Below are 26,913 nucleotides of genomic sequence, written 5' to 3' on the forward strand. Positions count from 1 at the left end.
TCCTGATGATATAGGAATATGGTCAACGCCCCGGGCGCGGCCGGCAGGGCGGACCGGGCGATCGATAAAGGCGCTCAATTCCTAAATTCTAAAATGCCTTTTCTGAAAACCCTTGAATTTGCAGCAAAGGTGGCAGAAAGGACCGGATCGGACTCAGCTCTCTTGAGCCGAATTCAGCCGGCTTGGGTGGCATTGATTGTATTTTTTCCTATTCTGCCCAACTCCTGGGTTCCAATGGCCGTTGGACGCAGTGCGTCCAACCCCATTGGCGGGGAAGTGCAGAGGGGGCAGGGCCCCCTCTGCGTCTCAGCACTCCAGCACGATCTTCCCGAAATGCGCATTGGCCTGCATGTGCGCGAGCGCCTGCGCTGCCTCGGCCAGCGGGAAGACCTTGTCCACCGGCAGCCGCAGCCGGCCCGCCTCCACCGCGCCCCAGAGGTCGGCGCGCATGCGGCGGTTGATCTCCCGCACTTCCTCGACGCTCCGCGTGCGGAAGGTCACGCCGATGTAGCTGATGCGCCGCAGCGCATGCAGGTCGAAGTCGAACTCGCCCTTCGCCCCGCCGAGCCGCCCGACATTCACGATCCGCCCGAGGATGGCGCAGGCGCGCAGGTTGGCATTGGCGACGCTGGCCGAAACCTGGTCCACGATGACCTCGACGCCGCGGCCCCCGGTCGCCTCCAGCACCCGCTCGGGCCAGGCCGCGTCGCCGGTGTCCACCGCCAGGTCGCAGCCGAACTCGGCGAAGCGCGCCCGCGCCGCCGGGTTGCGCGAGCCGCCGAGGACCAGCTTCGCGCCCATGGCCCTGGCGATCTGCATGCCCATCAGCCCGACGCCGGAACTCGCGCCCTGGATGAGGATGCTCTCGCCGGCCGCGAGCCTGCCATTGGTCACCACCGCATCGTGCATGGTCTGCAGCGCGACGGGCAGGGTCGCCGCCTGAACCCAGCCCATATTGGCGTCCGGCAGCGGGCTGCAGCGGCCCCAGTCGGCGACGGCGTATTCGGCATAGCCGCCCGAGCCGCTGGCCATCACCCGCATGCCAGGGCGGATATGGCCGGGCACCTCGGCCCCCACCGCCGCGACCTCGCCGGCGAATTCCAGGCCGAGGATGGTCCCGGCGCCGCCCATGCGCCCATGCGCCTGGCCGGCGGCGACGCCGAGATCGGCGCGGTTCAGCCCGGCGGCGCGCACGCGCACCAGCACCTCCTGCGGGCCGGGTTGCGGCTCCGGCAGGTCGCGGACCTGCACGCCCTGTTCGGTGACGATGGCGGCCTTCATGGCATCTCCCCCTGGCGAGTCGGCGGGGAGTGGACCTCAGAACCGCTTCGCGAACCAGTACCGCACGGCGCCCGGGGGCATGTCCTCCACCCGGCCGACCTCGGCAAAGCCCTGGCGGCGGTAGAAATCCGGCGCCTGGAAGGACCAGGTATTGAGGTGGACGCCGACGCAGCCATGCTCCCGCGCCAGCGCCTCGGCCGCCGCCAGCAGCCGCGCGCCGAGGCCCTGCCGCCGCAGCCCCTCGGCGACCCAGAGCCAGTCGACATAGACCCAGCCCCAGGCGAGTTCGCATTTCGCGCCGCCCTGCACCGTGCCGGCCGCGTCGCGCGCCAGGATCCAGCGCGCCGCGCCGCGCAGCCGCCCATAGGCGGCGCGGTTGTAGGCGCCGAGGCCCTTGCCGACCGCCGCCCGGTCCTCCCGCGAGGGGGTCGCGGTGACCTCCAGCGCCAGCCCGGCCGTCACAGCGCCTTCTTGAACCAGATGCGCGAATGCCCGCGCGGCATGTGGTCGAGCCTGCCGAATTCCTCGTAGCCGTTGCCGACCCAGAATTCCGGCGCCTGGAAGCTGAAGGTGTCGGTATAGGCGTCGGTGCAGCCGCGCTGGCGGGCGATCTCCTCGGCGCGCTTCAGCAACTCGCTGCCGATGCCCTTGCCGCGCATGTCCCGCGCCAGCCAGAGCCAGTCGATGAACAGCCAGTTCCAGTAGGTCAGCCCCAGCAGCCCGCCGCGCACCGCCTCCTGCGCGTCGCGGGCGAGCACCGTCACCGGCTCCCGATCATAGGGGCCGCCCATCTCCTGGTTGAAGGCGTGCAGGCCGCGCTGGATGGCGGTGACCGCCTCCATCTCGGGATAGTCGTCCTCGCTGATCTGGATGCCGCTGGCGTTCATGTCTCGACAATATTCCCGGACCGGCTCCGCCCTTGCAACGCAGCCTGCCGCATCAGTGTTGCCCCTTGGTGGAAAGCGAGGCCGGGTGTCACCCGCCGAAGCGCCCCCAGGCGGAGGCGGCGACCGTCAGCAGCCCGAGCCCGAGATTCATGGCGACGAGTTGCCGGATGCGGTCCATCGCGGTCGCGGCCTTCGGCCGGTCGCCCGCCGCCTGCGCCGCCCGGAACTCCTTCCACGGCCCGGTGAAGAGCGCGACGAAAACTCCGGCCATGATGATCGCCGTCAGGTGCATGGCATGGATGTGCCACCCCGCGCCGGCGAAGCCGCCATACCAGCCGAAGAGCAGGGCATAGCCGGTCAGCAGCAGCACCGGCATGGCGTGCCAGACGATCAGGAAGAAGCGCCGCAGCGCGCCCTCATGCACCAGCAGGCGTTGCGGCGGCTCGAGCGCGGCGAGCGCCGGCCGCAGCGCCAGCAGCGCGAAGGCCATGCCCCCGACCCAGAGCACCGCCCCCAGCAGGTGCAGCACATAGAGCAGCTTGCCCAGCATTCCCGTCCCTTATGCCTTCTTCGTCATCGCCAGGATCTCGGCGGCGACCGCGCGCATCTCGGCCGCGGCGGGGCTCTTCGGCGCCGCCTCGGTCACCGCCAGGCCATCGAGGAAGGCATTGGCGAATTGCACCCGGTTGCCGATCGCCTGGTCCAGCACCGGCACGCCCTGCCGGTCCAGCGCCGCCAGGATGCCGGCCTTCATCTTGCCCTGCGCCGGGGCGCGGTTCAGCACGGCGGCGACGCGCCGCCGCTCCTCCTTCGCCAGCTTCAGCGTCGCCTCGCTGGCCCAGAGATCGGCCGGGGAGGGCTGCAGCGGCATCAGCACCAGGTCGGCGCCGCGGATCGCGACCTTCGCCTCCGTCTCGGCATGCGGCGGGGTGTCGAGGATGACGACGTCATGCGCCCCGCGCAGTCGGTCGAGGGTGGCCGGCACCCGCCAGCCCGCCGAGGCCTCGAAGGAGAGCGGCCGGGCCTTGCCGCCCTGCTTCAACCGCTCCCCATGCCAGCGGGCGAGGGAGGCCTGCGGGTCTATGTCCAGCAGCGCCACGCGGTAGCCCTCGCCGGCGAGGGCGGCGGCGAGATTGGCCGCCACGGTCGATTTCCCGGCGCCCCCCTTCTGCTGCGCCACCGCCACCACGAAGGCCATGCCTGCGACTCCACCGAGGATGCCGGCAGGCTAGCCCCTTTCGCTGCACTGCGGCGACCCCTGCCGGTCCCCGGAGCGGTGTCACGCCGGCGGCATGCCCCCGCCATGGCTCCGAAGGCTGCCGACCGGCGATCCGCCACGGCGCCGACGCCGGTCGTCCGGATCAGCCGCCGCCCTGGCCCCGCGCCGGCTCGCCGGAGGGCGCCCGCGGCGTCGCGGCGGCCGGCGGATTGCCGGGCGGTTCGACATTCGAGGTGCCGGCCGGCACCGGGTTCATCGCCGCCGGCGGCGGGATCGAACTGGCCGAGGGCGGCTCCACCGAGCCGCCGGTGGCGGTCGAGCCGGAAGCCTCGCGGTAGGCGGCGGTATTGGGTGCCGGCTGGGGCGTGTCCGGACCACCGGTCCAGCGGTGCAGGAACAGCACCACCACCACCGCGGCCAGGAGCGGCGGGATGATGGCGGCGAGCGAGAGGCGTGGCATGGGCGATCCCCCGGACAGCATGGGTGCCGGACTTCGGCCCGGCGCGGCGGAAGCGCCCGGGACGGCCCGCGGTTCGCCTGCCTCGTGCATCCCTGCCTGCCGCCAGCAGGCCGGCCTGACCCGGGCGGCCGCGCCCCGCAACGGATCGCCCCGCCGCCTTGACGCCGGCGGGCGGATGCGGGGCAGGCTGGCGGGCCGAGGAGGGCCCGCCATGCCGCTGCCGCCACGCCTGGAATTGCTGACGCCGGAGGAGATGGGCCGCGCCGATGCGCTGGCCATCGGCTCCGGCATTCCCGGCATCACGCTGATGGAGGCGGCGGGGCGGGCGGTGGCGCGGGCGGCGCTGCGGCGCTTCCGGCCGGTGCGCACGCTGGTGCTGGCCGGCCCTGGCAACAATGGCGGCGACGGCTATGTCGCGGCGCGCCTGCTGGAGCAGGCGGGCTGGCCGGTCGCGGTCGCCGCACTCGCACCGCCCCGCCCGGGCAGCGACGCGGCGCTGGCCGCGGCCGCCTGGCGCGGGCCGATGGTGCCCTTCGGCCCGGAGGCGGCGGCGCGCGCCGGCCTCGTCATCGATGCCGTCTTCGGCGCCGGCCTTGCCCGCGCGGTGGAGGGGATCGTGGCGGCGACGCTGCGGGCGGTGCGGGCGCCGGTCCTGGCGGTGGACGTGCCCTCCGGCCTCGACGGCGCGACCGGGCAGGTGCGCGGCTTCGCGCCGCGGGCGGCGCTGACCGTCACCTTCTTCCGCCTCAAGCCGGGCCATCTGCTGCTGCCGGGGCGGGATCTCTGCGGCGGGACGCTCCTGGCCGATATCGGCCTGCCGGATGCCGTGCTGACGGCGGTCGCGCCGCGCGCTTTCCGGAACGCGCCGGGCCGCTGGCAGCCGCCGGCGATCGGGGCGGAGAGCCACAAGTACAGCCGCGGCCACCTGACCATTGTCGCGGGCGGCGAGATGACCGGCGCCGCGCGCCTGGCCGCCGGGGCGGCGCACCGGGCCGGGGCCGGGCTGGTGACGATCCTGGCGCCCGATGCCGCCGCGGCCGCGCTCTATCGCGCCGGCGACCCGGGGACGATCGTGAGCGAGGCGGGGCTGGACGCCCTGCTCGCCGATGACCGCCGGCGCGCCTGGCTGATCGGGCCCGGCCTGCCCGGCGATGCGGCGACGCAGGCGGCGCTGCGCCGGCTGGTCGAGGCCGGGCGGCAGGTGGTGGCCGATGCCGGCGCGCTGACCGCCTGCGCCGGCCGGCCGGAGGCGCTCGCGGGCTGCGCCGTACTGACGCCGCATGCCGGCGAGTACGCGCGCGCCTTCGGCGCGATCGGCGACGACAAACTGTCCGCCGCCCGCGCCGCCGCCGCGGTGACCGGGGCCGTCCTGCTGCTGAAGGGGGCCGATACCGTCATCGCCGCGCCGGACGGCCGCGCCGCCATCAACGACAATGCCCCGCCGAGCCTGGCGACGGGCGGGACCGGCGACGTCCTGGCCGGCACCATCGCGGCGCTGCTGGCCCAGGGCATGCCGCCCTTCGAGGCCGCCTGCTGCGGCGCCTGGGTGCATGGGGAGGCGGCGCGGCGGCACGGGCCGGGCCTGATTGCCGAGGACCTGATCAATCACCTGCCAACCGCTATCGAAAACGCTCGCCTCAACCCCGGCGTGCCTCGATAATCGCGCGCCGTTTCACCATGTTTCCCAGGGTGACGCGGGGGAGCCGAAGCGATGTCCGACCTCGCCCTGGAGACGGGGATCCTCGACCGCGCGCTGCGGCGCGTGACCACGCTCTGGCGCGACATGGCCGAGCGGGTCACGGGCAGCGAGGCGGAGACGATCGCCGAGCAGATGCGTGCCTGCCTGGAAGGGAAGGGCGGCGAGGTCTCGGCGCGGAACCGGGCGGCGCGGCTGGCCCAGGCCTATCTGGCGCTGGATGCGGCGGGGCGGCTGGACTTCCTGCAGACCCTGGCCGGCTTCGATTCCGACGAGGCGGCGCTGCAGGCGGCGATGGAGCGGGTCGGCCGCGCCAGGGACGCCGCGGGCCGCGCCACCGCCAAGGCCGCCCTGCGCCGGGCGCTGGAGGCGCCGAGGGTGCGGCTGCTGACGCAGTTCTCCACCATCCCCGACGGCATGCGGTTCCTGGTCGAGCTGCGCGCCGAGCTGCTGCAGGTCATGGACGGCGACGCCCTGCTGCAGGCGCTCGAGACCGACCTGAAGGGCCTGCTGGCGAGCTGGTTCGACGTCGGCTTCCTCGAGCTGAAGCGGATCGACTGGAACTCGCCGGCCGCGCTGCTCGAGAAGCTGGTGCGCTACGAGGCGGTGCACCGCATCCGCACCTGGCGCGACCTCAAGAACCGGCTGGACAGCGACCGGCGCTGCTACGCCTTCTTCCACCCGCGCATGCCGGAGGAGCCGCTGATCTTCGTCGAGGTGGCGCTGGTCAAGGGCATGGCGGACAGCGTGCAGCGCCTGCTGGACGAGAAGGCGCCGGTGCTGGACCCGGCGCAGGCGGATACCGCGATCTTCTATTCCATCAACAACTGCCAGCGCGGGCTGGACGGCATCAGCTTCGGCAATTTCCTGATCAAGCGCGTGGTGGCGCTGCTCGGCGGGGAGCTGAAGAACCTCCGCAGCTTCGCCACGCTCTCGCCCATCCCGGGCTTCATGCGCTGGCTGCAGGGGCGGCTGGCGGAGCGCGACAGGCCGCTGCTGAGCGACGAGGAGGCGGCCGCGCTGCGCGCCGCGGCGCCCGCCCAGTCCTCCCTGCCGGCGCCGGCCGCGGGCGGGGCGGCGAGCGCGCTGGTGCTGGCCGAGGCGCCGGCCGAGACGTTGCAGCGCATCCTCTCGCATCGCGGCTGGCATCGGGAGGAGGCGGTGGCGAAGGCCATGGAGCCGGTGCTGACCCGCCTCTGCGCCGGCTACCTGCTGCACGAGGCCAATCCGCGCAGCCCGCAGCGGGCGCGCGATCCGGTCGCGCATTTCCACCTCTCGAACGGCGCGCGGGTGGAGCGGCTGAACTGGCGCGGCGACGTCTCCGACAAGGGACTGAAGGAGAGCGCCGGGCTGATGGTGAACTACCTCTACGACCCCGCGCGCATCGAGGAGCACCACGAGGACTATGTCGGCGAGGGCCGCCGTCCCGCCGCGACGGCGATCCGGCGGCTGGTGAAGGCCTGGCCCTGAGCAGGCTCTCGCGGGTCGGGGCACGCTTCGCGCGGCCCGGACCCCCGAGCGGTTTGCTCGGGTCCTTCCGGCCGGCATCGGGACCTGCCTGCGGCCGCCGGAGTCCGCCGGCTGGGGCATCCCTCCGCAGTCGCGTCAGCCCGCCACCGCTTCCAGCCCGGCCGCCTCGCGCACCGCGGCGTCCAGTTCCTCGATCCGGAAAGGCTTGCGCAGCAGCCCGCGCACCTCCGGCGGCCGGCCGCCCGGCAGGCCCGCGGCATAGCCGGTGATCATGATGACCGCGAGGTCCGGCCGGCCGCGCCGCGCGACCCGCGCCAGCTCCGCCCCGTTCATCTGCGGCATGGCGTAATCCGTGACCATCACCCGGAGGTCGTGCCGCTGGCCGAGGACGATCAGCGCCTCCTCGCCGTCGCGCGCCTCCGCCACCTCATGGCCCAGCTCGCGCAGCGCCGCGGCGGTCGCCAGCCGGGCCAGCGCGTCGTCGTCCACCAGCAGCAGGCTGCAGCAGGCGCCGCCCGGCGCCTGGATGGGCTCGGCCGGCGGCTCCGGCTCCACCGGGGCGGCGGCGCGCGGCAGCCAGAGGCTGACCGTGGTGCCGTGGCCGGGCGCGCTCTCGATCCGCATGTCGCCGCCCGACTGGGTCACGAAGCCATGCACCATGGCGAGGCCGAGGCCGGTTCCCTTGCCGACCGCCTTGGTGGTGAAGAAGGGCTCCAGCACGCGCTCCAGCACCTCCGGCGGGATGCCGATGCCGGTATCGGCGACCGAGAGCACGACATACTCGCCCGCCGGCGCCGCGCCCTGCGGCTGCTCGAGCCGGGCGTTGCAGGCGCCGATGGTCAGCCTGCCGCCCTGCGGCATGGCATCCCGCGCATTGATCGCCAGGTTCAGCATGGCGAGCTCGGCCTGGGTCGGGTCCACCATCGCCGGCGCCACATCCGCCGCGATCGCCGTCTCGATCGCGACCGGCGCGCCGACCGCCTTCTGCAGCAGCTCGCCGACGCCCGCGATCAGCGCGCGCGGATCGACCGGCCGGGGCTGCAGCGCCTCCCGCCGGGAGAAGACCATGAGCTGCCGCACCAGCTTGGCGCCGCGGTCCACCGCCTGCAGGCTGGCATCCAGCACCTTGCGCGAGGCCTCGGGCACCCGCGGCGAGAGCAGGTAGAGGCCGCTGCGGATGGCCTGCAGCAGGTTGTTGAAGTCGTGCGCCACGCCGGCGGTGAGCTGCCCGACCGCCTCCAGCGTCTGGGCCCGGCGCAGCGCCGCCTCGGCCTGCTCGCGCCGTGCGCTCTCGGCCTCGAGCTGGCGCACCATGTCCCGCTGCTCGCGGTACTGCCGCACCGCCATGATCGCCATGCCGAGCAGCGCCACCACCGCCAGCGCGGTATAGAGGCCGAGCAGCAGCACCCGGTCGCGCCAGCCCTCCAGCACTGCCGCGGTATCCACGGAGAAGACGAGGTGCAGCGGATAGTCCCGCACCTGGGCATAGGCGCTGATCCGCTCGACGTCGTCGATCAGGGAGCGGGCGCTGAAATGCCCCTCCCGCTGGGCTAGGGCATTGCGGAGGAAGGGTCCGTCGGTGGGGACCCGTTCCGGATAGCTCTGCGCCGGCCAGCGGCTGATCACCTGGCCGTCGCTGCGCGCGAGGGTGACGACGTAACGGATGTTCGGCGCGAACCGGCCCCAGAAGGCGGTGAACTGCCCGACGGGCACGCCCACGCGGAGGATGCCGTCGAAGCGGCCATCGGGCGCGACCCGCCGGCGGCTGAGGGTGATCTGCCGCGGCGCGACGGCCGTCGCGGCCTGCACCCCGACATGGGTCCAGCCCTGGCGGCTGCACAGCACCTCGAAATCCTCCTGCCCGGCCAGGCTGTCGCCGCGCGCGGCCGGGAAGCGGGTGGTGGTCATCCGCACCCGCCCCTCGGCATCGGCGAGGGTGATGTCGACCGGCTGGTTCAGGTCGGCGGCGACGCGCAGCAGATAGGTCCAGAGCCGGCCGTCGCGCGCGATCTCCTCCCAGGGCCGGCCCTCGGTCTGGCGCGTGACCTCGGAGAGGACGAGCTCGTTGGTCTCCAGCACGCGGGCGGCATGCTCGTGCAGCGCGGCGACGGTGCGGGCGGCGCCCTGCTCGGCCTCGGCCAGCGCCTGGCGGTGCTCGCTCCAGGCGGTCCAGGTGAAGAGGGCAAGGGGCAGCAGGACCGAAAGGCCGAGGAGCAGGATATGCACCGGCGCCTGGCGGCTGCGGTCGGCCCCGCCGGCGGCCTCTGGGCGTTTCGTGGCCCGGTTGTGGAACATGGTATACATTCTAGCACTCACGCGACCGTGCGCCAACGCGATTGCAGGAGCGTGCCGGCGCAACAGCCGCGACCGGCCCGCGTTCTCCCCGGGCATGCAAACGCGGGACACGACACGATGAGCGAGAACCTTTTCGGCCGGTCGGGCGGCGGCCTGGTCGGCAACCTGCCGAACGGCGTCAAGCTGGCCGCGGTCGCGCTGCTGGTCCACCAGCTCATGAAGCATTCCCGCTCGCAGGCCGCGCCGGCGCCGCAGGCGCCCGCCGAGAGCGGCGGCCTCGGGGGCATCCTCGGCGGCGGGCTCGGCGGATTGCTGGGCGGGCTCTTCGGCGGCGGGGAGGAGCCGCCGCGGCAGCAGGCCCCGGCCCAGGGCCCCTGGGGGCAGCAGGGTGCCGGCCAGGGCGGCGCCTGGGGCCAGCCGGCGGGCAGCCCGCCCGTGCCCGGCACCTGGGGCCAGCAGGGGGGCCAGCAGGGGGGCCAGCAAGGGAGCCAGCCCGCGGGCGCCCAGGGTGGCGCCTGGGGCCAGGCGGGCGCGGCGCCGGCCGGCAGCCAGAGCCCCGGCCTGTGGGACATGCTCCGCGGCGGCGCCGGCGGCGGGGTGCTGGCCGGCCTCGGCGGGCTGCTCGGCGGGCTGCGCGGCCAGGGCCTGAGCCAGCACGTGGATTCCTGGGTCTCGACCGGCGCCAACCAGCCGGTCTCGCCGCAGGAGCTGGAGCGGAGCTTCGACCCGGCGGAGCTGGACGAGGCCGCCCGCCGCGCCGGCACCGACCGCAACACCCTGCTGCAGGAGCTGAGCGCCATGCTGCCGCAGGTGGTCGACCGCATGACCCCGCAGGGCCGCCTGCCGCAGCGGGAGGAGGAGCTCGGCGGCGGGCTGGGCGACCTGCTCGGCAGCCTGGCCGGCGGCGGCTCCGGCCCGCGGCAGGGCCCTGGCGGCCCCGGCCTGCGCTGAGCCCCGCGCCGGGCCGGGAACGGCCCGGCAGCCTCCCTATCCACGCCGCGGCGGCCTGGTCCTGGCCGCCGCGCATGCCTGCCCGGCGGCCCATGGCAGCGCCGCCTTTTTCCCGACCCTCTCGGAACGTCGCGCCACGGGCGCTGTTGTCGCCGGGTCTGCGGACCCGCCTTCCGGCGGTGCGCCGCGCCACAGCAGGGAGGAGTCGCGGATGAGCGACACCAGGACCCCGGGCGAGCCCATGCGGAACCCGTCGGAAGCGGCAGGGCGTGCGGCCGAGCAGGGCCGCTTCGCCGGTGCCCAGGCCGCTACCGGTGCCAGCGCTGCCGCCGGCCAGGTGAAACAGGAAGCCGCTGGCGCGGTGCAGGACCTCAAGGCCGAGGGCGCCGGCCTCGCCGAGGCCGCGAAGGACCGCGCGCAGGGCTTCGTCGAGACGCAGCAGCGCGCCGGCGCCGAGCAGGCGGAGGGCCTGGCCCGCGCCGTCCACGGTGCCGCCGACCAACTGCAGCAGAGCTCGCCGCAGATCGCGCACTACGTGCACGAGGCCGCCTCGGCGGTGGACGGCCTGGCGCGCAATCTGCGTGACAGCAACCCCGGCCAGCTCCTGGGCCGGCTCGAGACCATGGCGCGCCGCCAGCCCGTCGCCTTCTTCGGCGCCGCCGTGCTGGCGGGCTTCGCGCTCGCCCGCTTCGCCAAGGCCTCGGCCGAGGGGACGCAGTACGGCAGTGCGTCCCATGGCGGCGCGTCCTTCGGCGGTGCGACTTCCGGTGCATCCCATGGCCGCGGGCAGGAGCCGGCCGCCATCGGCGGCGGCACGCCGGTGCCGCATTCGACGGCCGGCGGCGCGCCCGGCTGGGTGCAGGGCAAGCCCGGCGAGACGCCGCGGCCGGCCACCGTCGCCGCCGCCTCGCTCGGCGGCGCCGCGGCGCGCAGCACCGCCCAGGCGGGCCAGACCCGGCCCGTGAACGAGGCCGGCTAGGGAGCGCCGCGATGCCATCCGACATCCCGCACACGCCGGAGCGCGACCGCGCCAGCGTCGCCGATCTCTTCGGCAGCGCCATCGGCCAGATCTCGACGCTGTTCCGGCAGGAGATCCAGCTTGCCCGCGCCGAGATGGGCGAGAAGCTCGGCCATGCCACGGGCGCGATCACGCCGATCGCGGCCGGCGGCGGCCTGCTGCTCGGCGCGCTCATCATCCTGCTCTTCGCCCTCGTCTCGCTGCTGATGTCCTTCGGCATCGCCGAGGGCTATGCGGAGCTGATCGTCGGCCTCTTCGCCGCGCTGGTCGGCTACGGGCTGATCCGCAGCGGCCTCTCGCAACTCAAGACCTCCAACCTCGTGCCGGAGCGCACGACCACGCAGCTCTCGCGCGATGCGCAGGTGGCGAAGGAGCAGGTTCGATGAGCATGAGCGATACCGATCCCGGCCCGCGTTCCGCCGCGGAGATCGAGCGCGAGGTGGAGCAGACCCGCGCCGGGCTGACCAATACCCTGGACGCGTTGCGCGAGCGCGCCTCGCCGAGCCAGCTCTTCGAGCAGGCGGTGGACTATGTCCGCAGCTCCGGCGGCGACGACATGGTGCGCAACCTCGGCCAGCAGGTGCGCGACAACCCGCTGCCCCTGCTGCTGATCGGCGCCGGCATCGGCTGGCTGATGCTGGGCGGCGGCGCGCAGCGCGGCGGCACGGGCTATGGCGGCACGACGAATGCCGTCTCCTCCGGGCGCTCCGCCGGCGCGGGCGCGCGCTTCCGGGTGCATGGCGCGGCCGATGACGGCGAGTCGCTGACCGGTCGCGCCTCCGCCGCCATGGGCAGCGCGCGCGACAGCGTCGCCGGCGCGGCCGACCAGGCGATCGACAAGGCCGGCCAGGCCTATCGCAGCGCCTCCGACGCCGCCTCCTCCGCGGCCGGCAGCCTGCGCGATACGGCCTCCTCGGTCGCGGACAGCCTGCGCGGCGCGGCGAACACGGCGGCCGAGCGGGTCGGCGATGCCACGCAGGACATGCGCCATGGCGCGGCGCAGGCGACGCAGCAGGCGCAGCAGGGCATCGGCTGGCTGATGCGGGAGCAGCCGCTGGTGCTGGGCGCGATCGGCATCGCGCTGGGCGCGGCGGTGGGTGCGCTGCTGCCGGGCACCGAGGCCGAGGACCGGCTGATGGGCGAGACCCGCGACCAGGTGGCGGACCGGGTGCAGTCCGTGGCGCAGGAAGGCTACGAGCGCGTCAAGGACAAGGCCGGCGAGCACCTCGAGCGCGTGCAGGGCGCGGTCAGCCAGGCCTCTGGCCAGGCGGGCGGCATCGGCGCGGCGCTGACCGGCGCGGCGCGCGAGGTGCGCGGCGTGGTGCGCGACGCGGCGCAGGACCTGGCCGGCGAGGCGCGCAATGCCATGGGCGAGCAGCCGAAGCGCGAGGAAGGTGCGACGCCGAAGCCGGCGCAGCAGGCCTCCACATCGCAAAGCTCGCCGCGCGTCGGCCCGACCTGAGGCGCGGCGCCCGAGCCGGGCTTTCCCGGCCTGGCCCGCACCGCCCGCGGGCCAGGCCATGTGAGGGAGAGCCCGCCCGGGTCGCATGCCGCGCACGACGCGCGAGAGGCTGGCTTGCAGCGAAGGCGCCTTCCGGCGCCTTCGTCCGCGTCGGGGCCGTCCCGATGGCCCGGGCGAGCGTGCCGTGATCTCCCGAGCGGCCGCATGGCCGTCCCGTTCCGCAGGCCCGCCTGCGTCCTTCGCCGTCGCGCCGCGTTGACGGCACCCGCGCCGAAGGACCCGCCGCCACATGCTCCCAGCCGAACCGGAAGGCCTGCTCGCCGCGCGCCTGGTGGAGGCCGCGCTGGCGGCAGGGCCGGACGGACTGGTCTTCGTCGCCCGCAGCGAGACCCGGGCGGCCAGGCTGCATCGCGCGGCCCGCACCCTGGCGCCGAAGGCGCTGCAGGTGCTGCTGCTGCCCGGCTGGGACTGCCTGCCCTATGACCGCGTCTCGCCCTCGCGCGGCGTCATGGGGCAGCGGCAGGCGGTCGCGCGCGCTCTCATGACGGCGCCGGATGGCCCCGTGCTGCTCCTCCTCTCGGCCGAGGCGGCGTCGCAGCGCCTGCCGCGGCCCGATCCTGCCGCGGTCCTCCGGCTCGAATCCGGTGGGGCCTTCGATGCCGATGCCGTGCGGCGCAGCCTGCTCCGCCTCGGCTACGGGCTGGAGGAACAGGCGGACGAGCCCGGCGATGCGGCGCTGCATGGTGGCGTGCTCGACATCCTGCCCGCGGGCGTGCCGGGCGACCCGGCCTGGCGCGTCCGGCACGAGGAAGGGCGGATCGAGGCGATCCAGCGCCTCGACATCCTGACCCAGCGCAGCCTCGAGGAGGAGGTCGAGGCGCTGGAGATCCGCCCGGCCTCCGAACTGGTGCTGCCGGAGGACGACCCGCTGGCCGAGGCGCGCCCGCCGGGCCTGGAGCATGCGCTGCCGCACTGGCATCCGGATCTGGCCGCGCCGCTCGCGCTGCTGCCGCGGGCGCAAGTGGTCTTGGACGTGGCGGCGGCGGAGGCGCTGGAGCGCCGCCGCGCCGAGGTCTCGGAGGCCTTCCGCACCCGCCTGACCGTCCGCCCGCCGCGCGAGGGGGAGCCGCCGCTGCCGCCACCCGAGGCGCTGTACCTGGACGACAAGGGCTGGAACGACGGGCTCGGTGGGCGCGGGCCCGAGGCGGTGCAGGAGGTGGAGGAGGACGCCGTCGCCGTGCCGCCGCGCTTCGCGGCCGAGCCCGAGGCGGAGGAGGCCTTCCTCGCCTATGCAGGGCGGCAGCATGCGCAGCGCCGCCGGATCGCCATCGCCGGCGGCATCGGCCATGGCGCGCGGCGCCTGGCGCGGCGCGCGGCGGAGGAACTCGGCACCGAGCCGCGGCAGGTCGCGGACTGGTGCGCGCTGCGGCAGACGCCGCCGGGCAGCCTGGCGCTGCTCGCCGCGCCCGCCGACATCCCAGGCTTCGAGAGCGAGGAGGCCGTCCTCGTCCCCTTCGCCGCGATACGACCGGGCGGCGGCGCCTCCGTCCAGGCGCGCAGCGACCAGGGCGCCGAGGCGCTGATCGAGGCCAGCGCCACGCTTGCCCCGGGCGATGCTGTGATCCATCTCGACCACGGCCTCGCCGCGCTGCGCGGGGTGGAGGCGGTGGATACCGGCGGGGCGCGCGTCGATTGCCTGCGCCTCGACTATGCCGATGGCAGCCGCCTCGTGCCCTTCGACGAACTCGACCGGCTCTGGCGCTACGGCGCGACGGCGGAGGGGCTGAGCCTCGACCGGCTGGAGGGCGGGAGCTGGGAGAAGCGCCACGCCGAGGCCGAGCGCGAGGTGGCGCGGAGCGCGACGCAGTTGCTCGAGCTCGTGCGGCAGCGCGACGCCGCGCGCGCGCCGGTGCTGCGGCCGGAGCGGAGGCGCTACCCCCGCCTGGTCGCCCGCTTCCCCTATGAACCGACCGCCGACCAGGCCGCGGCGACCGGGGCGGTGCTCAAGGACCTGGCCTCCGGCCGGCCGATGGACCGCCTGGTCTGCGGCGATGTCGGCTTCGGCAAGACGGAAGTGGCGATCCGCGCCATCGCCGTCGCCGCCTTCGCCGGCAAGCAGGCGGCGCTGCTGGCGCCGACCACCGTGCTGGTGCGCCAGCACCTGGAGACGCTGCGGCGGCGCTTCGCCGGCCTCGGCCTTTCCATCGAGATGCTCTCGCGCCTGACGCCGCCGGCCGAGGCGAAGCGCGTCCGCGCCGGCCTCGCCGACGGCTCGGTGCAGGTCGTCGTCGGCACCCAGGCGCTGGCGGCCAAGAGCGTGCGCTTCCAGGACCTCGGCCTGCTGGTGGTGGACGAGGAGCAGCGACTCGGCGCGCGGCAGAAGACGCAGTTGAAGGGCCTGCGCGGGCAGGAGGGGCTGCATGTGCTGACGCTCACCGCCACGCCCATCCCGCGCACGCTGCAGGCGGCGCTGGTCGGGCTGCGCGACCTCTCCGTCATCGCCACGCCGCCGGCGCGGCGCCAGCCCGTGCGCACCTTGCGCGCGCCGCTCGACGACGCGCTGCTGGCCCAGGCGCTGCGGCGGGAGGCGCGGCGCGGCGGCCAGAGCTTCGTGGTCTGCCCGCGCATCGAGGACATCGCGCCGATGCGCGCGCGCATCGCGGGCCTCGTCCCGGAGCTCTCGATCATCGAGGCGCATGGCGACATGCCGGGGACCGAGATGGACGAGGCGATGGTGCGCTTCGCCGATGGCGGGGCCGACGTGCTGCTCTCGACCAACATCGTCGAGACCGGGCTCGACGTGCCGCGGGCCAATACCATGCTGGTCTGGCATGCCGACCGCTTCGGGCTGTCGCAGCTTCACCAGCTTCGTGGCCGGGTCGGGCGCGGCCGGGCGCGGGGCGTGATCTACTTGCTGACCGACCCGGCGACGAAGCCGGCCCAGGCCACCATCCGCCGGCTGAAGACGCTGGAGGCGCTGGACCGCGTCGGCGCCGGCTTCGCGATCAGCGCCCGCGACCTCGACCTGCGCGGCGCGGGCGAGCTGCTGGGGGAGCAGCAGGCCGGGCATATGCGCCTGGTCGGCATGGAGCTCTATCGCCACCTGCTGGACCGCGCGCTGGCCCGGGCGCGCGGCGAGACGCCGCCCGAGGCCTGGAGCCCCGCCGTCATCCTCGGTGTCGATGCCTATGTGCCGGAGGACCACATCCCGGAGGAAGCGCTGCAGGTGGACATCCATGCCCGGCTCGGCCGCGCCTTGCGGGCCGGCGACGCGGCCGCGGTGGAGGCGCTGGAGGACGAGCTGGCGGACCGCTTCGGCGAGGCGCCGGAGCCGCTGCGCAACCTCTTCGCGCTGGCGCGGCTCTCGGCGCGGTGCCGGCGGCTCGGCATCGCCAGGCTGGAGGTCGGCCCCGAGGCCGCGGCGGCGACGCCGCGCGGCCCCATGCCCGAGGCGCCGGGCCTGGAGCGCCGCGGTGAGCGGCTGCTGCTGCGCCGTCCCGGCGCGACGCCGGAGGCACGGCTGGCCAATGCCGCGGCGCTGGTCGCGGCGCTGGCGCCGGGGCACCGCCGGCGCGCTGCCTAAGCAAACCCCTCGGGGTTTGCGCTGCAACAAAACCCTAAGCAGGCTTTCGCTTCAAAGGGTTGGGCCGCACGAAGTGTGGCCCAACCCGCGAAAGTCTGCTTAGGGCGGCTGGCCGGCCCGCCTGGGCAGGGGCCGGGCATGCCCCTCGAGGCTCGGGCCCGGGCAGCGCCGGAGCCGGCGCTCGCCCGGATGGCCTTGGCCGCCGCCCTGCGCGGGCGAGGTGAGGACGCGAGCGCCGCCAGACCTACGCCTGCCGGCGGTGCCGCGCGCCGGTGGCAGCGACGTGGTCACGGTGCGGCTGGCGGGGCGCCCGGCGCGACGCCCGGGGTGTTCGACCCCGCCACGTTCATCGCCAGCAGCCCTGCCGCCAGCCGCGCCAGGCAGCGCGCCGCGCGCAGCCGCACCACCGCCTGGCCCTGCACCCCCTCCGGCAGGGTGCAGCCGGCAAGCTGGATGGCGGTGCCGATCAGCCTTGCCTCCAGCGCGCCGGTCACCGCCTCGCAGGTCGCGTCGCGGCCGAACTCGGCATCCACCGCCTCGCCGGCGCGGTCGACCTCCTGCTCCACCCGCGCGTCCTCCGCGGCGATGCCCATGATCTCGGCCGGCGGGTCCGGCTCCTCGCCGCAGAGCAGCGCCATCAGCCCCATGGCACCGATCAGCAGGTGGACCGGCCCGCCATCGCCGCCACGCGAGGCGAAGGCGCCGAAGGCGACGGCCAGCGCCGCCTCGCCCAGCACCTCCCGCGCCTCCGCATCCATGGCGGCGATGGCGGGGGAGGGGGCGGCGGCATGCGGCTCCCCCGCAATGTCGGGCACCCCGCCATCGGCGAAGGCGCGGCTCAGCGTGGCGAGAGCGTCGAAGAGGCGCTGCTCGGAGACGGGTGGCATGCGTGTCCTCCGGAGATTTCCTGCGCCACAGAACGGGCGCGGCGCGGCCGGGATGCCCGCGGGGCTGCCGGGTGCATCCCGCGCCCTGCTGCCGCGCTTGAGCGGGACCATGCGGAGACAGGCCATGTCCGACAGCAGCCGGGGACTTTCCATCGCCATCACGCCCATGCACCGGACGGAGGAGGGGATCTGGGAGTCCGGCTCCCGCGAAGGCCCGCAGTTCCTGCTGGTCGAACTGATCCGCGGCGACGGCGATTCCATCGAGCCGGTCGTGGAATGCCGCGACGAGCGCACGGCGGCGCTGGCCGCGCGGGTCGTCGCGGGGACGCTCGCCGCACTCGGCCTGTCGCCGGCCGCGGAGGAGGCGCGGATCGAGGCCTTCGACGAGACGACCGCCCTCATCCTGGCGGAGAACCAGACGCCCGAGGTCGAGGCGCCGGCCGGCGCCTGGGTCGCGCCGGATGACGAGGACGACGAGGAGGATGGGGCCGGGCGGGCCACGCATTGAGGGTCCGGCCAGGCCCTGCCGGGACAGCCTCACGCCACAGGCATGGCGCCGGCGCCGCGGCGCTCAGCCCGGCGGCGCCAGCCCCGCCATGATCGGCGGCACCTCGGCCAGCAATTCCCGCGCGAGGAAGCCGACCAGCCCCTGCCGCCGCGCGAGCCGCGCCCCGGCCTCGCCATGCAGGAAGACGCCCCAGAGCGTCGCCGCGACCGGCGGCGCGCCGCGTGCCAGCAGCCCGCCGATGATGCCGGCCAGCGTGTCGCCGGAGCCCGAGGTGGCGAGGCCGACATTGCCGCGGTCGCAGGCCCAGGCGGAGCCGTCCGGCGTGGCGATGTAGCTGCAGCCGCCCTTCATCACCACCACCGCCTGGAACGCGGCCGCGGCCCGGCGCGCGGCGGCGAGACGGTCGGCCAGCACCGCCTTGCGCTCCATCCCGAGCAGCGTCGCCATCTCCCCGGCATGCGGCGTGATCACCAGCCGACCGGCGAGGCTGCGTGGCGTCTCCCCGGCGCTGAGGCCACGCAGCGCCGCGGCATCCAGCACGAAGGGCACGCCGGCATCGGCGCTGCCCGCCAGGATGCCGGCCGTCAGCGCCGCGGCGGCCTGCGTGTCGATCATGCCGGGCCCGAGCACCACCGCATCGGCCTCGGCGGCGCCGCGGGCCAGGGGCTCCGCCTCCTCCGCTGCGATACCGCCGGCCTGGGTCTCGGCGAGGCCGATCACCCGCGCCTCCGGCATCGCCAGCGCGAGCGGCACGGCGACGCTGCGGCAGGTGGCGATGCGCACCTTGCCGGCCCCCGCGCGGAGCGTGCCGAGCGCCGTCAGCAGCGCGCCGCCCGGCACCTCGACGCTGCCGGCGACGACCAGCACGCGGCCGCGCTCGTCCTTGTCCTCGCCTTCCTGGTGGCGGGGCAGGGGCATGCTGCGGAGGAGGTCCTCCGTCACCGGCACCGGCGCGCTCACCGCGCCCCCATCGGCGCATCGGCCTCGGCCGTCACGGGCGTGCCCTGCTCCTGCAGCGGGGCGACGAAGTTCCAGCGTCGCAGCACCGGCGCGCCGTCCCGTCCGCGCGAGGGATCGAAGGCGTATTCGCTGACGCCGCAATTCGCCACGTCGCCCGCCGCATCGATCGCCAGGACGGCCTCCTCGTCCAGGTTCTCGATGAGGTAGCGCAGGCAGAGCACCACGACCTGGTGCGCCACGATCAGCACCCGCGCGCCGCCATGCCGCAGGGAGAGGGTGTCGAGCGCGCTGCGCAGCCGCAGGATGACGTCGCACCAGCTCTCGCCACCCGGCGGGCGGTGATAGAACTTGCCGAGCACGCGGCGGAATTCGGCCTGTTCCGGGTGATGGCGCGCGATGCCCCGCGTCGTCAGGCGGTCGAGCACGCCGAATTCCTTCTCGCGCAACCGCTCATCCACCATCACGTCCACCGGCGCGGCGACCAGGCCGCCCTCGGCGCGGATCAGCCCGGCGGTCTGCCGTGCCCGGCGGTAGGGGGAGCTCAGCACCACCTCCGGCCGCTCCTCCTCCGGCAGGCCGGCGAACCAGCGGCCGAGCGCACGCGCCTGCCGCTCCCCGAGGGCCGAGAGCGGCACGTCGGCATCGCGGCCGCTGGTGTCGATATGCGTTCGTCCGGCGGCCATGGCGGCGCGACGGGCCAGGTTGCCCGCGCTCTCGCCATGCCGCACCACCCAGAGCCGGTCCGGCCATCGCTGCGTCATGGCAGGCGCAACGCGGCGGAGCGCCGGCTGTTCTCCGCCCGCCGGAAGGAACCGTCGCGCATCGCCGCCCGTTGGGAGTCCCATATCGCATTGCAGCATGGTTGCATCGGGCTGCTGCGGCCCGCGCCTTGCCGCGCATCGTGGGATTCCTGCATGCCTCCCCGGGACGTTCCGAAGACCGTCGTCATCACCGGCGCCTCCAGCGGCATCGGCCGCGCCACCGCGCATGCCTTCGCCCGCCGCGGCGCCTCCCTCGTGCTGGCCGCGCGGCGGGCCGAGATGCTCGAGGAGGCCGTGCGCGAATGCGCCGAACTCGGCGGCACCGCCATCGCCGTGCCGACCGACGTGACGCAGGAGGAGCAGGTGGAGGCGCTTAGCCAGCGCGCCCTGCAGCGCTTCGGCCGCTTCGACGCGTGGTTCAACAATGCCGGGATCGCCGCCTTCGGCCGGCTCGAATCCATCCCGATGGAGGCCTGGCGCCGCGTCATCGAGACCAACCTGTTCGGCTATGTCCATGGCGCCAAGGTCGCCATGCGGCAGTTCCGCCGACAGGGCCATGGCGTGCTGGTGCAGAATGCCTCGATCGTCGGGCGCACCGCAAAGCCGGACGGCACGCCCTATGCCAGCAGCAAATTCGCCATCCGCGGCTTCTCCGAGGCGCTGCGGCAGGAGGTGCTGGATCAGCCGGAGATCCAGATCTGCACGGTGCTGCCCTCCGTCATCGACACGCCCTTCTTCCATCATGCCGCGAACTACAGCGGCCGCAGCGTGCGCGCCGCGCCGCCGGTCTATGCGCCGGAGGAAGTGGCCGAGACGGTGCTGGAACTGGTGGACCACCCGCAGGCCGAGGTGATCGTCGGCGGCTTCGGCAAGCTGGCCGCGGTGCAGGAGCGGATCGCGCCGACCTTCTCCACCTGGATGACCGGCCGCACGCTGCATGCGGGGTTCCTCTCCGAGACGCCGAGCGCCGACACGAGCGGTGCGCTGTTCGAGAGCTGGCCGGACGGAATGGGCGTGACCGGCGGCTGGCGCGAGAACCCGGAGAGCGGCGGCCCGCCGCTGGCCGCGCTGACCTCGCTCGCGGCCTGGCCGATCGACTTCGCCACCATGGCGCTGCGCATGGCGGATGCCAGCCTCGCGGCGGTGGCGCGGATGCTGGAGATGCTGGCCCCGGCGGCGAAGCCCGGGCCGGTGTCGAAGTAGCATGGACATGATGCAGCCCACCGCAGCCGCGATGCAGGGGACGCGCCCGGCGCGCGCCCTGGTCCTCGCCGGCGGGATCGCGCTCGGCGCCTTCGAGGCGGGGGCCTGCGCGGCGCTGGAGGAGGCGGGCGGGCCGCCGATCGGCTGGGTCGCGGGCTCCTCCGCCGGGGCCGTCGCCGCCGCGCTGATCGCGGGCAATCCGCCGGGCCGGCGGGCGGCGCGCCTGCGCGAGTTCTGGAAGGGCGTGGCCGCGGACCCGACGCCAGCGACGACCTTCTGGTTCGGCCAGCCGCCGCCGGAGGGACCGTGGCGGCAGGCCTACAACCAGGCGGCGGTCATGCAGAGCCTGCTGGTCGGCCGTCCGGGCCTCTATCGGCCGCGACTGATGCCGGCGCCGCGGATCGGGCGGGTCCCGGCGCTCTACGACCTCGAGCCGCTGCTGGAGCGGCTGCGCGACCTGGTGGATTTCGACCGGCTGAACGATGGGTCGATGCGCGTGACCGTCGCCGCGACCGATGTCGTGAGCGGCGAGCGCGTGGTCTTCGATACGGGCCGCGGCGACCGGATCGGGCCGGAGCACATCGTCGCCTCCTGCGCCCTGCTGCCGCTCTTCGCGCCGATCGAGCTGGAGGGGCGGCTGCTGGCGGATGGCGGCCTGTCCTCCAATGTCCCGCTCGACCTGGTGCTGGACGAGCCGGGGGAAGGGGAGCTGGAGTGCTTCGTCGTGGAGCTCTTCGCGCCGGCCGGCAGCCGGCCGCGGACGCTCGCGGCCTCAGCCTCGCGCGCCGGCGACCTCGCCTTCGGCAACCAGACGCGGCGGATCCTGGAGGGGCGGGTGCGCGAGCACCGGCTACGGGCGCTGGTCGCGGAGCTGGCGGAGCATCTGCCGGAGGCGGTGCGGCATGATCCCGAGGTGGCCGAGCGGCTGCACGAGGCGGCCGAGGGCGCGCATGGGGCGGTGGTGGTGATGCTGGGCTACCGCGCAGCGCTCGGTGAGGCGGGGCTGGGCAAGGCCTTCGACTTCTCCGAGGCGACGCTGCGCGACCGCTGGCGCGCCGGCGAGGAGCGCATGCGCGAGGCGTTGGCGCGGCTGGCGGCGCGCGAGGAGCCGGAGGCGCTCGCGCCCGGCCTGCGCGTCATCCAGGTGGACTGACGCGCGCGCCGGGCGGACGCCACGGCGCGCGACGCGCTGTCCGCCTTCGATCAGACGGGCTGCAGCGGCCGGTGCGGGCCTTCGGGCAGCATGACGGCGATGCCGTCGCCCGGCCGCACCTCGCCGCCGGCCAGCACCACGCCCATCACGCCCGCCTTGCGCACCAGGCCGCCATCCGGCGCGCGGTCCAGGCAGGCGGCCGTGAGCCCCTTCTGGAACCTGTCGAGTTGGGCGCAGGGATTGCGCAGGCCGGTGACTTCGATCTCGGCCGCGCCGATCCGCAGCCGCGTGCCGGTCGGCAGGCCCAGCAGGTCGAGGCCGCTGGTCAGGATATTCTCCCCGATATCGCCCGGACGTAGCGCGAAGCCGCGCGCTGCCAGTTCCTCCAGCAGTTCCGCATGCAGCAGGTGCACCTGCCGCAGGTTCGGCTGCGTCGGGTCGCGCGCGACGCGCGAGCGGTGCTTCACCGTCACCCCGGCATGCGCGTCGCCCTCGACGCCGAGGCCCGCGAGCAGACGGATCGCCTCCGTCGCCGCCTTGCTGAAGCCATGGCCCGGGCTGCTCGCCACCGCCACCACCACCGGCTGCATCCCGCCGCTCCCCATCCTGTCCCGCCCGGGATAGCAGCTTCCGCGCCATCCCGGCATCATGCGCCGATGAGCCCGCCCGACGCCGCCCATCGCCTCGCCGCCCATGCCGCCGGCCTGCGCTTCGCCGACATCCCGCCCGAGGCGGTGGACAAGGCGAAGACCTTCATCCTCGACACGCTTGGCGTCGGCATCGCCGGGGGCAGCGTGCCGGAGGCCGCGCCGCTGCTGGCGGCCGCGCGCGGCTGGGGCGAGGGGAGCGCGGCCCGCGTCTGGGGCAGCCGTGCGCGCCTCGCGCCCGGCGCCACCGCGCTGGTGAACGGCTTCCAGGTCCATTGCCAGGAATTCGACAACCTGCACGAGGGCGCGGTGCTGCACAGCATGGCGACGCTGCTGCCCGTGCTGCTGGCGGAGGCGGAGAGCCGCCCGGTCTCCGGCGAGGACCTGATCGCGGCCGTGGTCGCCGGCGTGGACGTCGCCTGCTCGCTCGGCCTCGCGGCGCGGCAGGGCTGGCGCTTCTTCCGCCCGGCGACCTCGGGCGGCTTCGGCGCGGTCGCCGGCCTCGCCCGGCTGCGCGGCTATGATGCGGCACGGACGCTGGCGGCCTTCGGGATGCAGCTCGGCCAGGCCAGCGGCACCATGCAGGCGCATACGGAGGGCAGCCCGCTGCTGCCGCTGCAGATCGGCTTCAATGCCCGCGCCGCGATGCAGAGCTGCGACCTGGCGGCGGCCGGCTTCCCCGGCCTCGACGCGCCCTTCGAGGGGCGCTTCGGCTACCTGCCGCTCTTCGAGGGCGCCTGGGACTGCACGGAGGTGCTGGACGCGCTCGGCCGGACCTGGCGGGTGACGGAGCTGAGCCACAAGCCCTTCCCGAGCGGCCGCGCCACGCATGGCGGCGTGGATGCGCTGATGGCGCTGCAGGCGGCGCATGGCTTCGCGGCGGAGGAGGTGGAGAGCATCACGATCGCCGCGCCGCCGCTGATCAACCAGCTCGTCAACCGCCCGGCCCTGCCGGCGCCGGGCGCGGCCTATGCCCGGCTCTGCCTACCCTTCGTGCTGGCCAAGCTGCTGCAGCACGGCCGGATCGAGTTGGCGCAGTTCCGCGGCGCGGCGCTGGCGGACCCGGTCACCTACGACCTGGCGCGGCGCGTGACGGTGACACGGGTGGACGACCCGAACCCTAACGCCCTGTTGCCGCAGGTGATGGAGGTGCGCCTGCGCGACGGCCGCGTGCTGACCCACCGCGTCGATCAGATGCTGGCCAGCCCCGCCCGCCCTCTCCCGCGCGAGGCACACCTGTCGAAGTTCCGGGCGTGCTGGACCTATGCCGCGGAGCCGCTGGATCCGGCCAGCGCCGAGGCGCTGATCGGGCTGGTCGACCGGCTGGAGACGCTGCCCGACGTCAGCGCGCTGCTCGTGCCCCTGACGCCGGCCTGAGCTACTCCGCCGGCACCGCCTGCGGCACCCGCACACGCGTCTTCTTCCGCTTGCCGTCGAGCGCGAGGTAGACGACCGGCGTGGTGTAGAGCGTCACCACCTGCGCCAGCAGCAGCCCGCCGATCAGCGCGATGCCGAGCGGCTGGCGCAGTTCCGACCCCGGCCCGGTCGAGAGCGCCAGCGGCACCGCGCCCATCACGGCGGCCAGCGTCGTCATCAGGATCGGCCGGAAGCGCTCGCGGCAGGCCTCCAGGATCGCCTCCATCCCGCCGACACCCTGCTCGCGCTCATGCTCCAGCGCGAAGTCCACCATCATGATGGCGTTCTTCTTCACGATGCCCATCAGCAGGATGATGGCGATCAGCGCGATGACGGAGAAGGGCGTGTTGGTCGCCAGCAGCGCCAGCAGCGCGCCGATGCCGGCCGTCGGCAGGGTCGAGAGGATGGTGATGGGGTGCAGCAGGTGCTCGTAGAGCATGCCGAGCACGATGTAGATCGTCACCAGCGCCGCCAGGATCAGCATGGGCTGGCCGCGGGTGAAGGACTGGAAGGCGCGGGCATTGCCGGCGAACTCCGTCCGCATGGTGTCGGGCAGCCCGGCCTCCATCGCCGCCTTCTCGACGGCCGCCGTCGCGTCGCTCAGCGCCACGTCGGGCGAGAGGTTGAAGGTGATGGTGGCGGCCGGGAATTGCCCCTGGTGGGTGATGAAGAGCGGCGCCGTGCTGCGCTCCACCTTCACCAGGGAGGAGAGCGGCACCTGCACGCCGCCGCTGCCCGAGAGCCAGATGTCGTCCACCTGCTCGGGGTATTGCTGCAGGCCGGGCTCCACCTCCAGCACCACCCGGTACTGGTTGCGGGAGCGGTAGATGACCGAGACCTGGCGCTGGGAGAAGCTGCTGTTCAGTGCGGAGGTGATGGCGGCGACGCTGACGCCGGTGCGCGCCGCCGCCTCCCGGTCGATCACCAGCCGTGTCACCAGGCCGGCATTCTGCTGGTCGGAATTGACGTCCTGGATCTGCGGCAGGGTGCGCAGCCTGTCCACCAGCACCTGCGACCAGTGCTGCAGGTCGGCGATCTCGGGCGAGAGCAGCACGAATTGGATGGAGGCATTGCCGGCCCGGCCGCCGATGCCGACATCCTGCACCGCCCGCATGAAGGTCTGGATGCCGGGGATGCCGTTGAGCGGCCGCCGCAGCCGGTTGATGACGTCGTTGGCGGAGACGCCCGGGCGGTCCTCGAGCGGCTTGAGGCTGAGGAAGACGCGGCCCTGGCTGACCGAGGCATTGCCGTTGCCCGCGCCGATCGCCGAGGCGACGCTGGCCACCGCCGGGTCCTTCCGCAGGACCGCCACCACCTTCTCCTGCAGCCCGAGCATCGCCTGGTAGGAGGTATCGGGCGCCGCGCGGGTCGTGGCGATGATCAGGCCGGTATCCTGATCCGGGAAGAAGCCCTTGGGGACGATGACATAGAGCCAGACCGTCACGCCGATCAGGCCGAGGGTCGGGATCAGCATCAGCCGCCGCCAGCGCAGGATGTGCCGCAGGCTCCAGAGATAGCCGCGCGTCATGCGGTCCATGCACCACTCCACCGCGCGGCCGAAGCGCCCGGGCGGCGGCGCCGCGCGCCGGGCCATGCGCGCCGCCATCATCGGCGTGAGCGTCAGGGAGACGACGCCGGAGATGGCGACCGCGATGGCCAGCACGACGGAAAATTCCCGGAACATCCGCCCAACGATGCCGCCCATGAAGAGCAGCGGGATGAAGACCGCAATCAGCGAGACGGTGATGGAGAGCACGGTGAAGCCGATCTGCCGCGCGCCCTCCAGCGCCGCCTCCATCGCGCCGAGGCCGCGCTCGCGCAGCCGCGTCATGTTCTCGATCATGACGATGGCGTCGTCCACCACGAAGCCGACCGAGATGGTGAGCGCCATGAGCGAGAGGTTGTCGAGGGAGTAGCCGCAGAGCCACATCGCCGCCAGTGTGCCGAGCAGCGAGAGCGGCACCGCCGCCGCGGTCGCCGCGATGGCCGAGACGCGGCGGAGGAAGATCGCCACGACCAGGACGACGAGCGCGATCGAGATCAGCAGCGTCTGCTGCACGTCATGCACGCTGGCGCGGATCGTCTCGGTGCGGTCGCGCAAGGTGGTGATCGTCACCCCGCCCGGCATCCAGCGCTCGATCTGCGGCATCAGCGCCTTGATGCCGTCCACCACCTCGATGACGTTGGCGTCCGCCTGCTTGAAGATCGTCATCATGACGGCCGGGCGCCCGTCGACCGAGCCGCCCTGGCGGCGATCCCGCGCATCGGTCGCGACCCGGCCGATGGAGGACAGGCGCACCACCCCGCCATTCTGCTGCTTGACGATGACGCGGCCGAACTGCTCCGGCGTGGTCAGGCGGTCGTTGACATGGATCGCCGCCATCTGGTCGCGGCCGTCGACCAGCCCGGTCGCCTGGGTGACATTGGCCTGGGAGATGGTCTGGCGCACCGTCTCCAGGCTGATCCCGGCCGCCTTGGCCGCGGCCGGGTCGATGGTGACGCGGATGGCCGGCTGCTCGGCGCCCTGGATCTGCACCTGGGAAACGCCGGGCACCTGGGCGAGGCGCGGCGCGACGATGCTGTCGGCGACGTCGTAGACCGTGCCGGGCGGGACCGTATCGGCCGCCATCGCCATGATCAGCACCGGCGCGTCGCCGGGATTGACCTTGCGGATATAGGGTGGGTTGGGCAGTGCCGGCAGGTCGCTGCCCGCGGCATTCACCGCCTGCTGCACGTCCCGCGCCGCGGCGTCGATGTTCCGCGACAGGTCGAATTGCAGGACGATGAAATAGGCGCCGAGCGCGGAATAGGAGGTCATCTCCGTGATGCCGGAGATGGCGCCGAGCCGCCGCTCGAGCGGCCCGACCACGGCGGAGGCCGTGGTCTCCGGATCCGCGCCGGGGAGGCCGCCGCCGACGAAGATGGTCGGGATGTCGGTCCGCGGCAGCGGTGCGATTGGCAGGTGGAAATAGGCGGCGATGCCCGCGAGCGCGAGGCCGAGGGCGAGCAGCGCGGTCGCGATCGGCCGGAGGATGAAGGGGGCCGAGATCGACACG

General features: G+C 74.3%; 23 protein-coding genes. 11 read left to right on the top strand and 12 right to left on the bottom strand.

The genetic code is table 11. The features are described 5' to 3' along the window. Positions 1-306: 306 nt before the first annotated feature. From Q7A36_RS00430 to Q7A36_RS00455, 6 genes are all read right to left on the bottom strand, one after another. Entirely contained in the window at positions 307-1,281 is a 975-nt protein-coding gene (locus tag Q7A36_RS00430) for a zinc-binding dehydrogenase (protein WP_305101659.1), read from the bottom strand. 36 nt (positions 1,282-1,317) lie between these two features. Beyond that, entirely contained in the window at positions 1,318-1,743 is a 426-nt protein-coding gene (locus Q7A36_RS00435; protein WP_305101660.1) for a GNAT family N-acetyltransferase, read from the bottom strand. Then, positions 1,740-2,168 carry a GNAT family N-acetyltransferase gene (locus tag Q7A36_RS00440; RefSeq protein ID WP_305101661.1) on the bottom strand — a complete coding sequence of 143 codons (429 nt, stop codon included), beginning with the start codon at positions 2,166-2,168 and terminating at the stop codon, positions 1,740-1,742. The genes Q7A36_RS00435 and Q7A36_RS00440 overlap by 4 nt, the downstream gene beginning before the upstream one ends. 88 nt (positions 2,169-2,256) lie before the next feature. Next, positions 2,257-2,718, bottom strand: coding sequence for a CopD family protein (locus tag Q7A36_RS00445; RefSeq protein ID WP_305101662.1), 462 nt, complete (start codon positions 2,716-2,718; stop codon positions 2,257-2,259). Positions 2,719-2,727: 9 nt separating this feature from the next. Continuing rightward, positions 2,728-3,366 carry a ParA family partition ATPase gene (parA, locus tag Q7A36_RS00450; RefSeq protein WP_305101663.1) on the bottom strand — a complete coding sequence of 213 codons (639 nt, stop codon included), beginning with the start codon at positions 3,364-3,366 and terminating at the stop codon, positions 2,728-2,730. Positions 3,367-3,529: 163 nt separating this feature from the next. After that, positions 3,530-3,847: a hypothetical protein gene (locus Q7A36_RS00455; RefSeq protein WP_305101664.1), complete on the bottom strand. Its 318-nt coding sequence runs from the start codon at positions 3,845-3,847 to the stop codon at positions 3,530-3,532. A gap of 211 nt (positions 3,848-4,058) precedes the next feature. Between Q7A36_RS00455 and Q7A36_RS00460 the strand changes: the two genes are divergently transcribed. Then, complete coding sequence (locus tag Q7A36_RS00460) at positions 4,059-5,507, top strand: NAD(P)H-hydrate dehydratase (RefSeq protein WP_305101665.1); 1,449 nt, start codon at positions 4,059-4,061, stop codon at positions 5,505-5,507. A gap of 51 nt (positions 5,508-5,558) precedes the next feature. After that, positions 5,559-7,013 (top strand): malonyl-CoA decarboxylase, encoded by a 1,455-nt coding sequence (locus Q7A36_RS00465; protein ID WP_305101666.1) that lies wholly within the window; start codon positions 5,559-5,561, stop codon positions 7,011-7,013. A gap of 135 nt (positions 7,014-7,148) precedes the next feature. Here the strand turns inward: Q7A36_RS00465 and Q7A36_RS00470 are convergent, their stop codons facing one another. Beyond that, positions 7,149-9,308 carry a hybrid sensor histidine kinase/response regulator gene (locus Q7A36_RS00470; RefSeq protein ID WP_305101667.1) on the bottom strand — a complete coding sequence of 720 codons (2,160 nt, stop codon included), beginning with the start codon at positions 9,306-9,308 and terminating at the stop codon, positions 7,149-7,151. Positions 9,309-9,425: 117 nt separating this feature from the next. Here Q7A36_RS00470 and Q7A36_RS00475 point away from each other — a divergent pair, with 117 nt between their 5' ends. The 5 genes from Q7A36_RS00475 to Q7A36_RS00495 all read left to right on the top strand — a co-directional run bounded on the left by Q7A36_RS00475 (position 9,426) and on the right by Q7A36_RS00495 (position 16,322). Beyond that, positions 9,426-10,259 (top strand): YidB family protein, encoded by an 834-nt coding sequence (locus Q7A36_RS00475; RefSeq protein WP_305101668.1) that lies wholly within the window; start codon positions 9,426-9,428, stop codon positions 10,257-10,259. Between the two features lie 211 nt (positions 10,260-10,470). After that, the gene (locus tag Q7A36_RS00480; protein WP_305101669.1) at positions 10,471-11,238 is read left to right on the top strand and encodes a hypothetical protein; all 768 of its coding nucleotides are present in this window, start codon (positions 10,471-10,473) and stop codon (positions 11,236-11,238) included. 11 nt (positions 11,239-11,249) lie between these two features. Further along, on the top strand, positions 11,250-11,663 hold the full coding sequence (locus Q7A36_RS00485) for a phage holin family protein (RefSeq protein ID WP_305101670.1): 414 nt from the start codon (positions 11,250-11,252) through the stop codon (positions 11,661-11,663). Beyond that, positions 11,660-12,739 carry a DUF3618 domain-containing protein gene (locus Q7A36_RS00490; protein WP_305101671.1) on the top strand — a complete coding sequence of 360 codons (1,080 nt, stop codon included), beginning with the start codon at positions 11,660-11,662 and terminating at the stop codon, positions 12,737-12,739. The genes Q7A36_RS00485 and Q7A36_RS00490 overlap by 4 nt, the downstream gene beginning before the upstream one ends. 289 nt (positions 12,740-13,028) lie before the next feature. Next, positions 13,029-16,322: a DEAD/DEAH box helicase gene (locus Q7A36_RS00495; protein ID WP_305101672.1), complete on the top strand. Its 3,294-nt coding sequence runs from the start codon at positions 13,029-13,031 to the stop codon at positions 16,320-16,322. Positions 16,323-16,609: 287 nt separating this feature from the next. Here Q7A36_RS00495 and Q7A36_RS00500 read toward each other — a convergent pair whose 3' ends face one another. Further along, positions 16,610-17,209, bottom strand: a complete 600-nt coding sequence (locus Q7A36_RS00500) for a hypothetical protein (protein ID WP_305101673.1) — start codon at positions 17,207-17,209, stop codon at positions 16,610-16,612. A 124-nt stretch (positions 17,210-17,333) separates the two neighbouring features. Between Q7A36_RS00500 and Q7A36_RS00505 the strand changes: the two genes are divergently transcribed. Further along, positions 17,334-17,717 carry a hypothetical protein gene (locus tag Q7A36_RS00505; protein WP_305101674.1) on the top strand — a complete coding sequence of 128 codons (384 nt, stop codon included), beginning with the start codon at positions 17,334-17,336 and terminating at the stop codon, positions 17,715-17,717. A gap of 63 nt (positions 17,718-17,780) precedes the next feature. Here Q7A36_RS00505 and Q7A36_RS00510 read toward each other — a convergent pair whose 3' ends face one another. Together Q7A36_RS00510 and Q7A36_RS00515 are read right to left on the bottom strand one after the other, a co-directional pair. Continuing rightward, entirely contained in the window at positions 17,781-18,677 is an 897-nt protein-coding gene (locus Q7A36_RS00510) for an NAD(P)H-hydrate dehydratase (RefSeq protein ID WP_305101675.1), read from the bottom strand. Next, a complete protein-coding gene (locus tag Q7A36_RS00515; RefSeq protein ID WP_305101676.1) occupies positions 18,674-19,438 on the bottom strand; it encodes a histidine phosphatase family protein in 765 nt (254 codons plus the stop codon). The genes Q7A36_RS00510 and Q7A36_RS00515 overlap by 4 nt, the downstream gene beginning before the upstream one ends. A gap of 153 nt (positions 19,439-19,591) precedes the next feature. On the opposite strand from Q7A36_RS00515, the gene Q7A36_RS00520 reads away from it, so the two are divergent. Together Q7A36_RS00520 and Q7A36_RS00525 are read left to right on the top strand one after the other, a co-directional pair. Continuing rightward, positions 19,592-20,641: an SDR family oxidoreductase gene (locus tag Q7A36_RS00520; protein WP_305101677.1), complete on the top strand. Its 1,050-nt coding sequence runs from the start codon at positions 19,592-19,594 to the stop codon at positions 20,639-20,641. Positions 20,642-20,648: 7 nt separating this feature from the next. Next, complete coding sequence (locus Q7A36_RS00525) at positions 20,649-21,794, top strand: patatin-like phospholipase family protein (protein ID WP_305101678.1); 1,146 nt, start codon at positions 20,649-20,651, stop codon at positions 21,792-21,794. A gap of 50 nt (positions 21,795-21,844) precedes the next feature. Here Q7A36_RS00525 and Q7A36_RS00530 read toward each other — a convergent pair whose 3' ends face one another. Beyond that, positions 21,845-22,384, bottom strand: coding sequence for an MOSC domain-containing protein (locus Q7A36_RS00530; RefSeq protein WP_305101679.1), 540 nt, complete (start codon positions 22,382-22,384; stop codon positions 21,845-21,847). 66 nt (positions 22,385-22,450) lie between these two features. On the opposite strand from Q7A36_RS00530, the gene Q7A36_RS00535 reads away from it, so the two are divergent. Beyond that, positions 22,451-23,818 (top strand): MmgE/PrpD family protein, encoded by a 1,368-nt coding sequence (locus tag Q7A36_RS00535; RefSeq protein ID WP_305101680.1) that lies wholly within the window; start codon positions 22,451-22,453, stop codon positions 23,816-23,818. Between the two features lies 1 nt (position 23,819). On the opposite strand, the gene Q7A36_RS00540 is transcribed toward Q7A36_RS00535, so the two are convergent. Further along, entirely contained in the window at positions 23,820-26,912 is a 3,093-nt protein-coding gene (locus Q7A36_RS00540) for an efflux RND transporter permease subunit (protein WP_305101681.1), read from the bottom strand. Position 26,913 lies beyond the last annotated feature (1 nt).

This window comes from Paracraurococcus lichenis (assembly GCF_030657435.1).
GTDB lineage: Bacteria > Pseudomonadota > Alphaproteobacteria > Acetobacterales > Acetobacteraceae > Paracraurococcus > Paracraurococcus lichenis.

Excerpts from the sequence above, each read along its gene's own strand:
- Q7A36_RS00470 (WP_305101667.1), bottom strand. The coding sequence starts at position 9,308 with ATGTTCCACAACCGGGCCACGAAACGCCCAGAGGCCGCCGGCGGGGCC.
- Q7A36_RS00455 (WP_305101664.1), bottom strand. The coding sequence starts at position 3,847 with ATGCCACGCCTCTCGCTCGCCGCCATCATCCCGCCGCTCCTGGCCGCG.
- Q7A36_RS00535 (WP_305101680.1), top strand. The coding sequence starts at position 22,451 with ATGAGCCCGCCCGACGCCGCCCATCGCCTCGCCGCCCATGCCGCCGGC.
- Q7A36_RS00460 (WP_305101665.1), top strand. The coding sequence starts at position 4,059 with ATGCCGCTGCCGCCACGCCTGGAATTGCTGACGCCGGAGGAGATGGGC.
- Q7A36_RS00520 (WP_305101677.1), top strand. The coding sequence starts at position 19,592 with ATGCCTCCCCGGGACGTTCCGAAGACCGTCGTCATCACCGGCGCCTCC.
- Q7A36_RS00475 (WP_305101668.1), top strand. The coding sequence starts at position 9,426 with ATGAGCGAGAACCTTTTCGGCCGGTCGGGCGGCGGCCTGGTCGGCAAC.
- Q7A36_RS00485 (WP_305101670.1), top strand. The coding sequence starts at position 11,250 with ATGCCATCCGACATCCCGCACACGCCGGAGCGCGACCGCGCCAGCGTC.
- Q7A36_RS00525 (WP_305101678.1), top strand. The coding sequence starts at position 20,649 with ATGATGCAGCCCACCGCAGCCGCGATGCAGGGGACGCGCCCGGCGCGC.
- Q7A36_RS00530 (WP_305101679.1), bottom strand. The coding sequence starts at position 22,384 with ATGCAGCCGGTGGTGGTGGCGGTGGCGAGCAGCCCGGGCCATGGCTTC.
- Q7A36_RS00500 (WP_305101673.1), bottom strand. The coding sequence starts at position 17,209 with ATGCCACCCGTCTCCGAGCAGCGCCTCTTCGACGCTCTCGCCACGCTG.
- Q7A36_RS00495 (WP_305101672.1), top strand. The coding sequence starts at position 13,029 with ATGCTCCCAGCCGAACCGGAAGGCCTGCTCGCCGCGCGCCTGGTGGAG.
- Q7A36_RS00430 (WP_305101659.1), bottom strand. The coding sequence starts at position 1,281 with ATGAAGGCCGCCATCGTCACCGAACAGGGCGTGCAGGTCCGCGACCTG.
- Q7A36_RS00490 (WP_305101671.1), top strand. The coding sequence starts at position 11,660 with ATGAGCATGAGCGATACCGATCCCGGCCCGCGTTCCGCCGCGGAGATC.
- Q7A36_RS00440 (WP_305101661.1), bottom strand. The coding sequence starts at position 2,168 with ATGAACGCCAGCGGCATCCAGATCAGCGAGGACGACTATCCCGAGATG.
- Q7A36_RS00445 (WP_305101662.1), bottom strand. The coding sequence starts at position 2,718 with ATGCTGGGCAAGCTGCTCTATGTGCTGCACCTGCTGGGGGCGGTGCTC.
- Q7A36_RS00505 (WP_305101674.1), top strand. The coding sequence starts at position 17,334 with ATGTCCGACAGCAGCCGGGGACTTTCCATCGCCATCACGCCCATGCAC.
- parA (WP_305101663.1), bottom strand. The coding sequence starts at position 3,366 with ATGGCCTTCGTGGTGGCGGTGGCGCAGCAGAAGGGGGGCGCCGGGAAA.
- Q7A36_RS00515 (WP_305101676.1), bottom strand. The coding sequence starts at position 19,438 with ATGACGCAGCGATGGCCGGACCGGCTCTGGGTGGTGCGGCATGGCGAG.
- Q7A36_RS00465 (WP_305101666.1), top strand. The coding sequence starts at position 5,559 with ATGTCCGACCTCGCCCTGGAGACGGGGATCCTCGACCGCGCGCTGCGG.
- Q7A36_RS00480 (WP_305101669.1), top strand. The coding sequence starts at position 10,471 with ATGAGCGACACCAGGACCCCGGGCGAGCCCATGCGGAACCCGTCGGAA.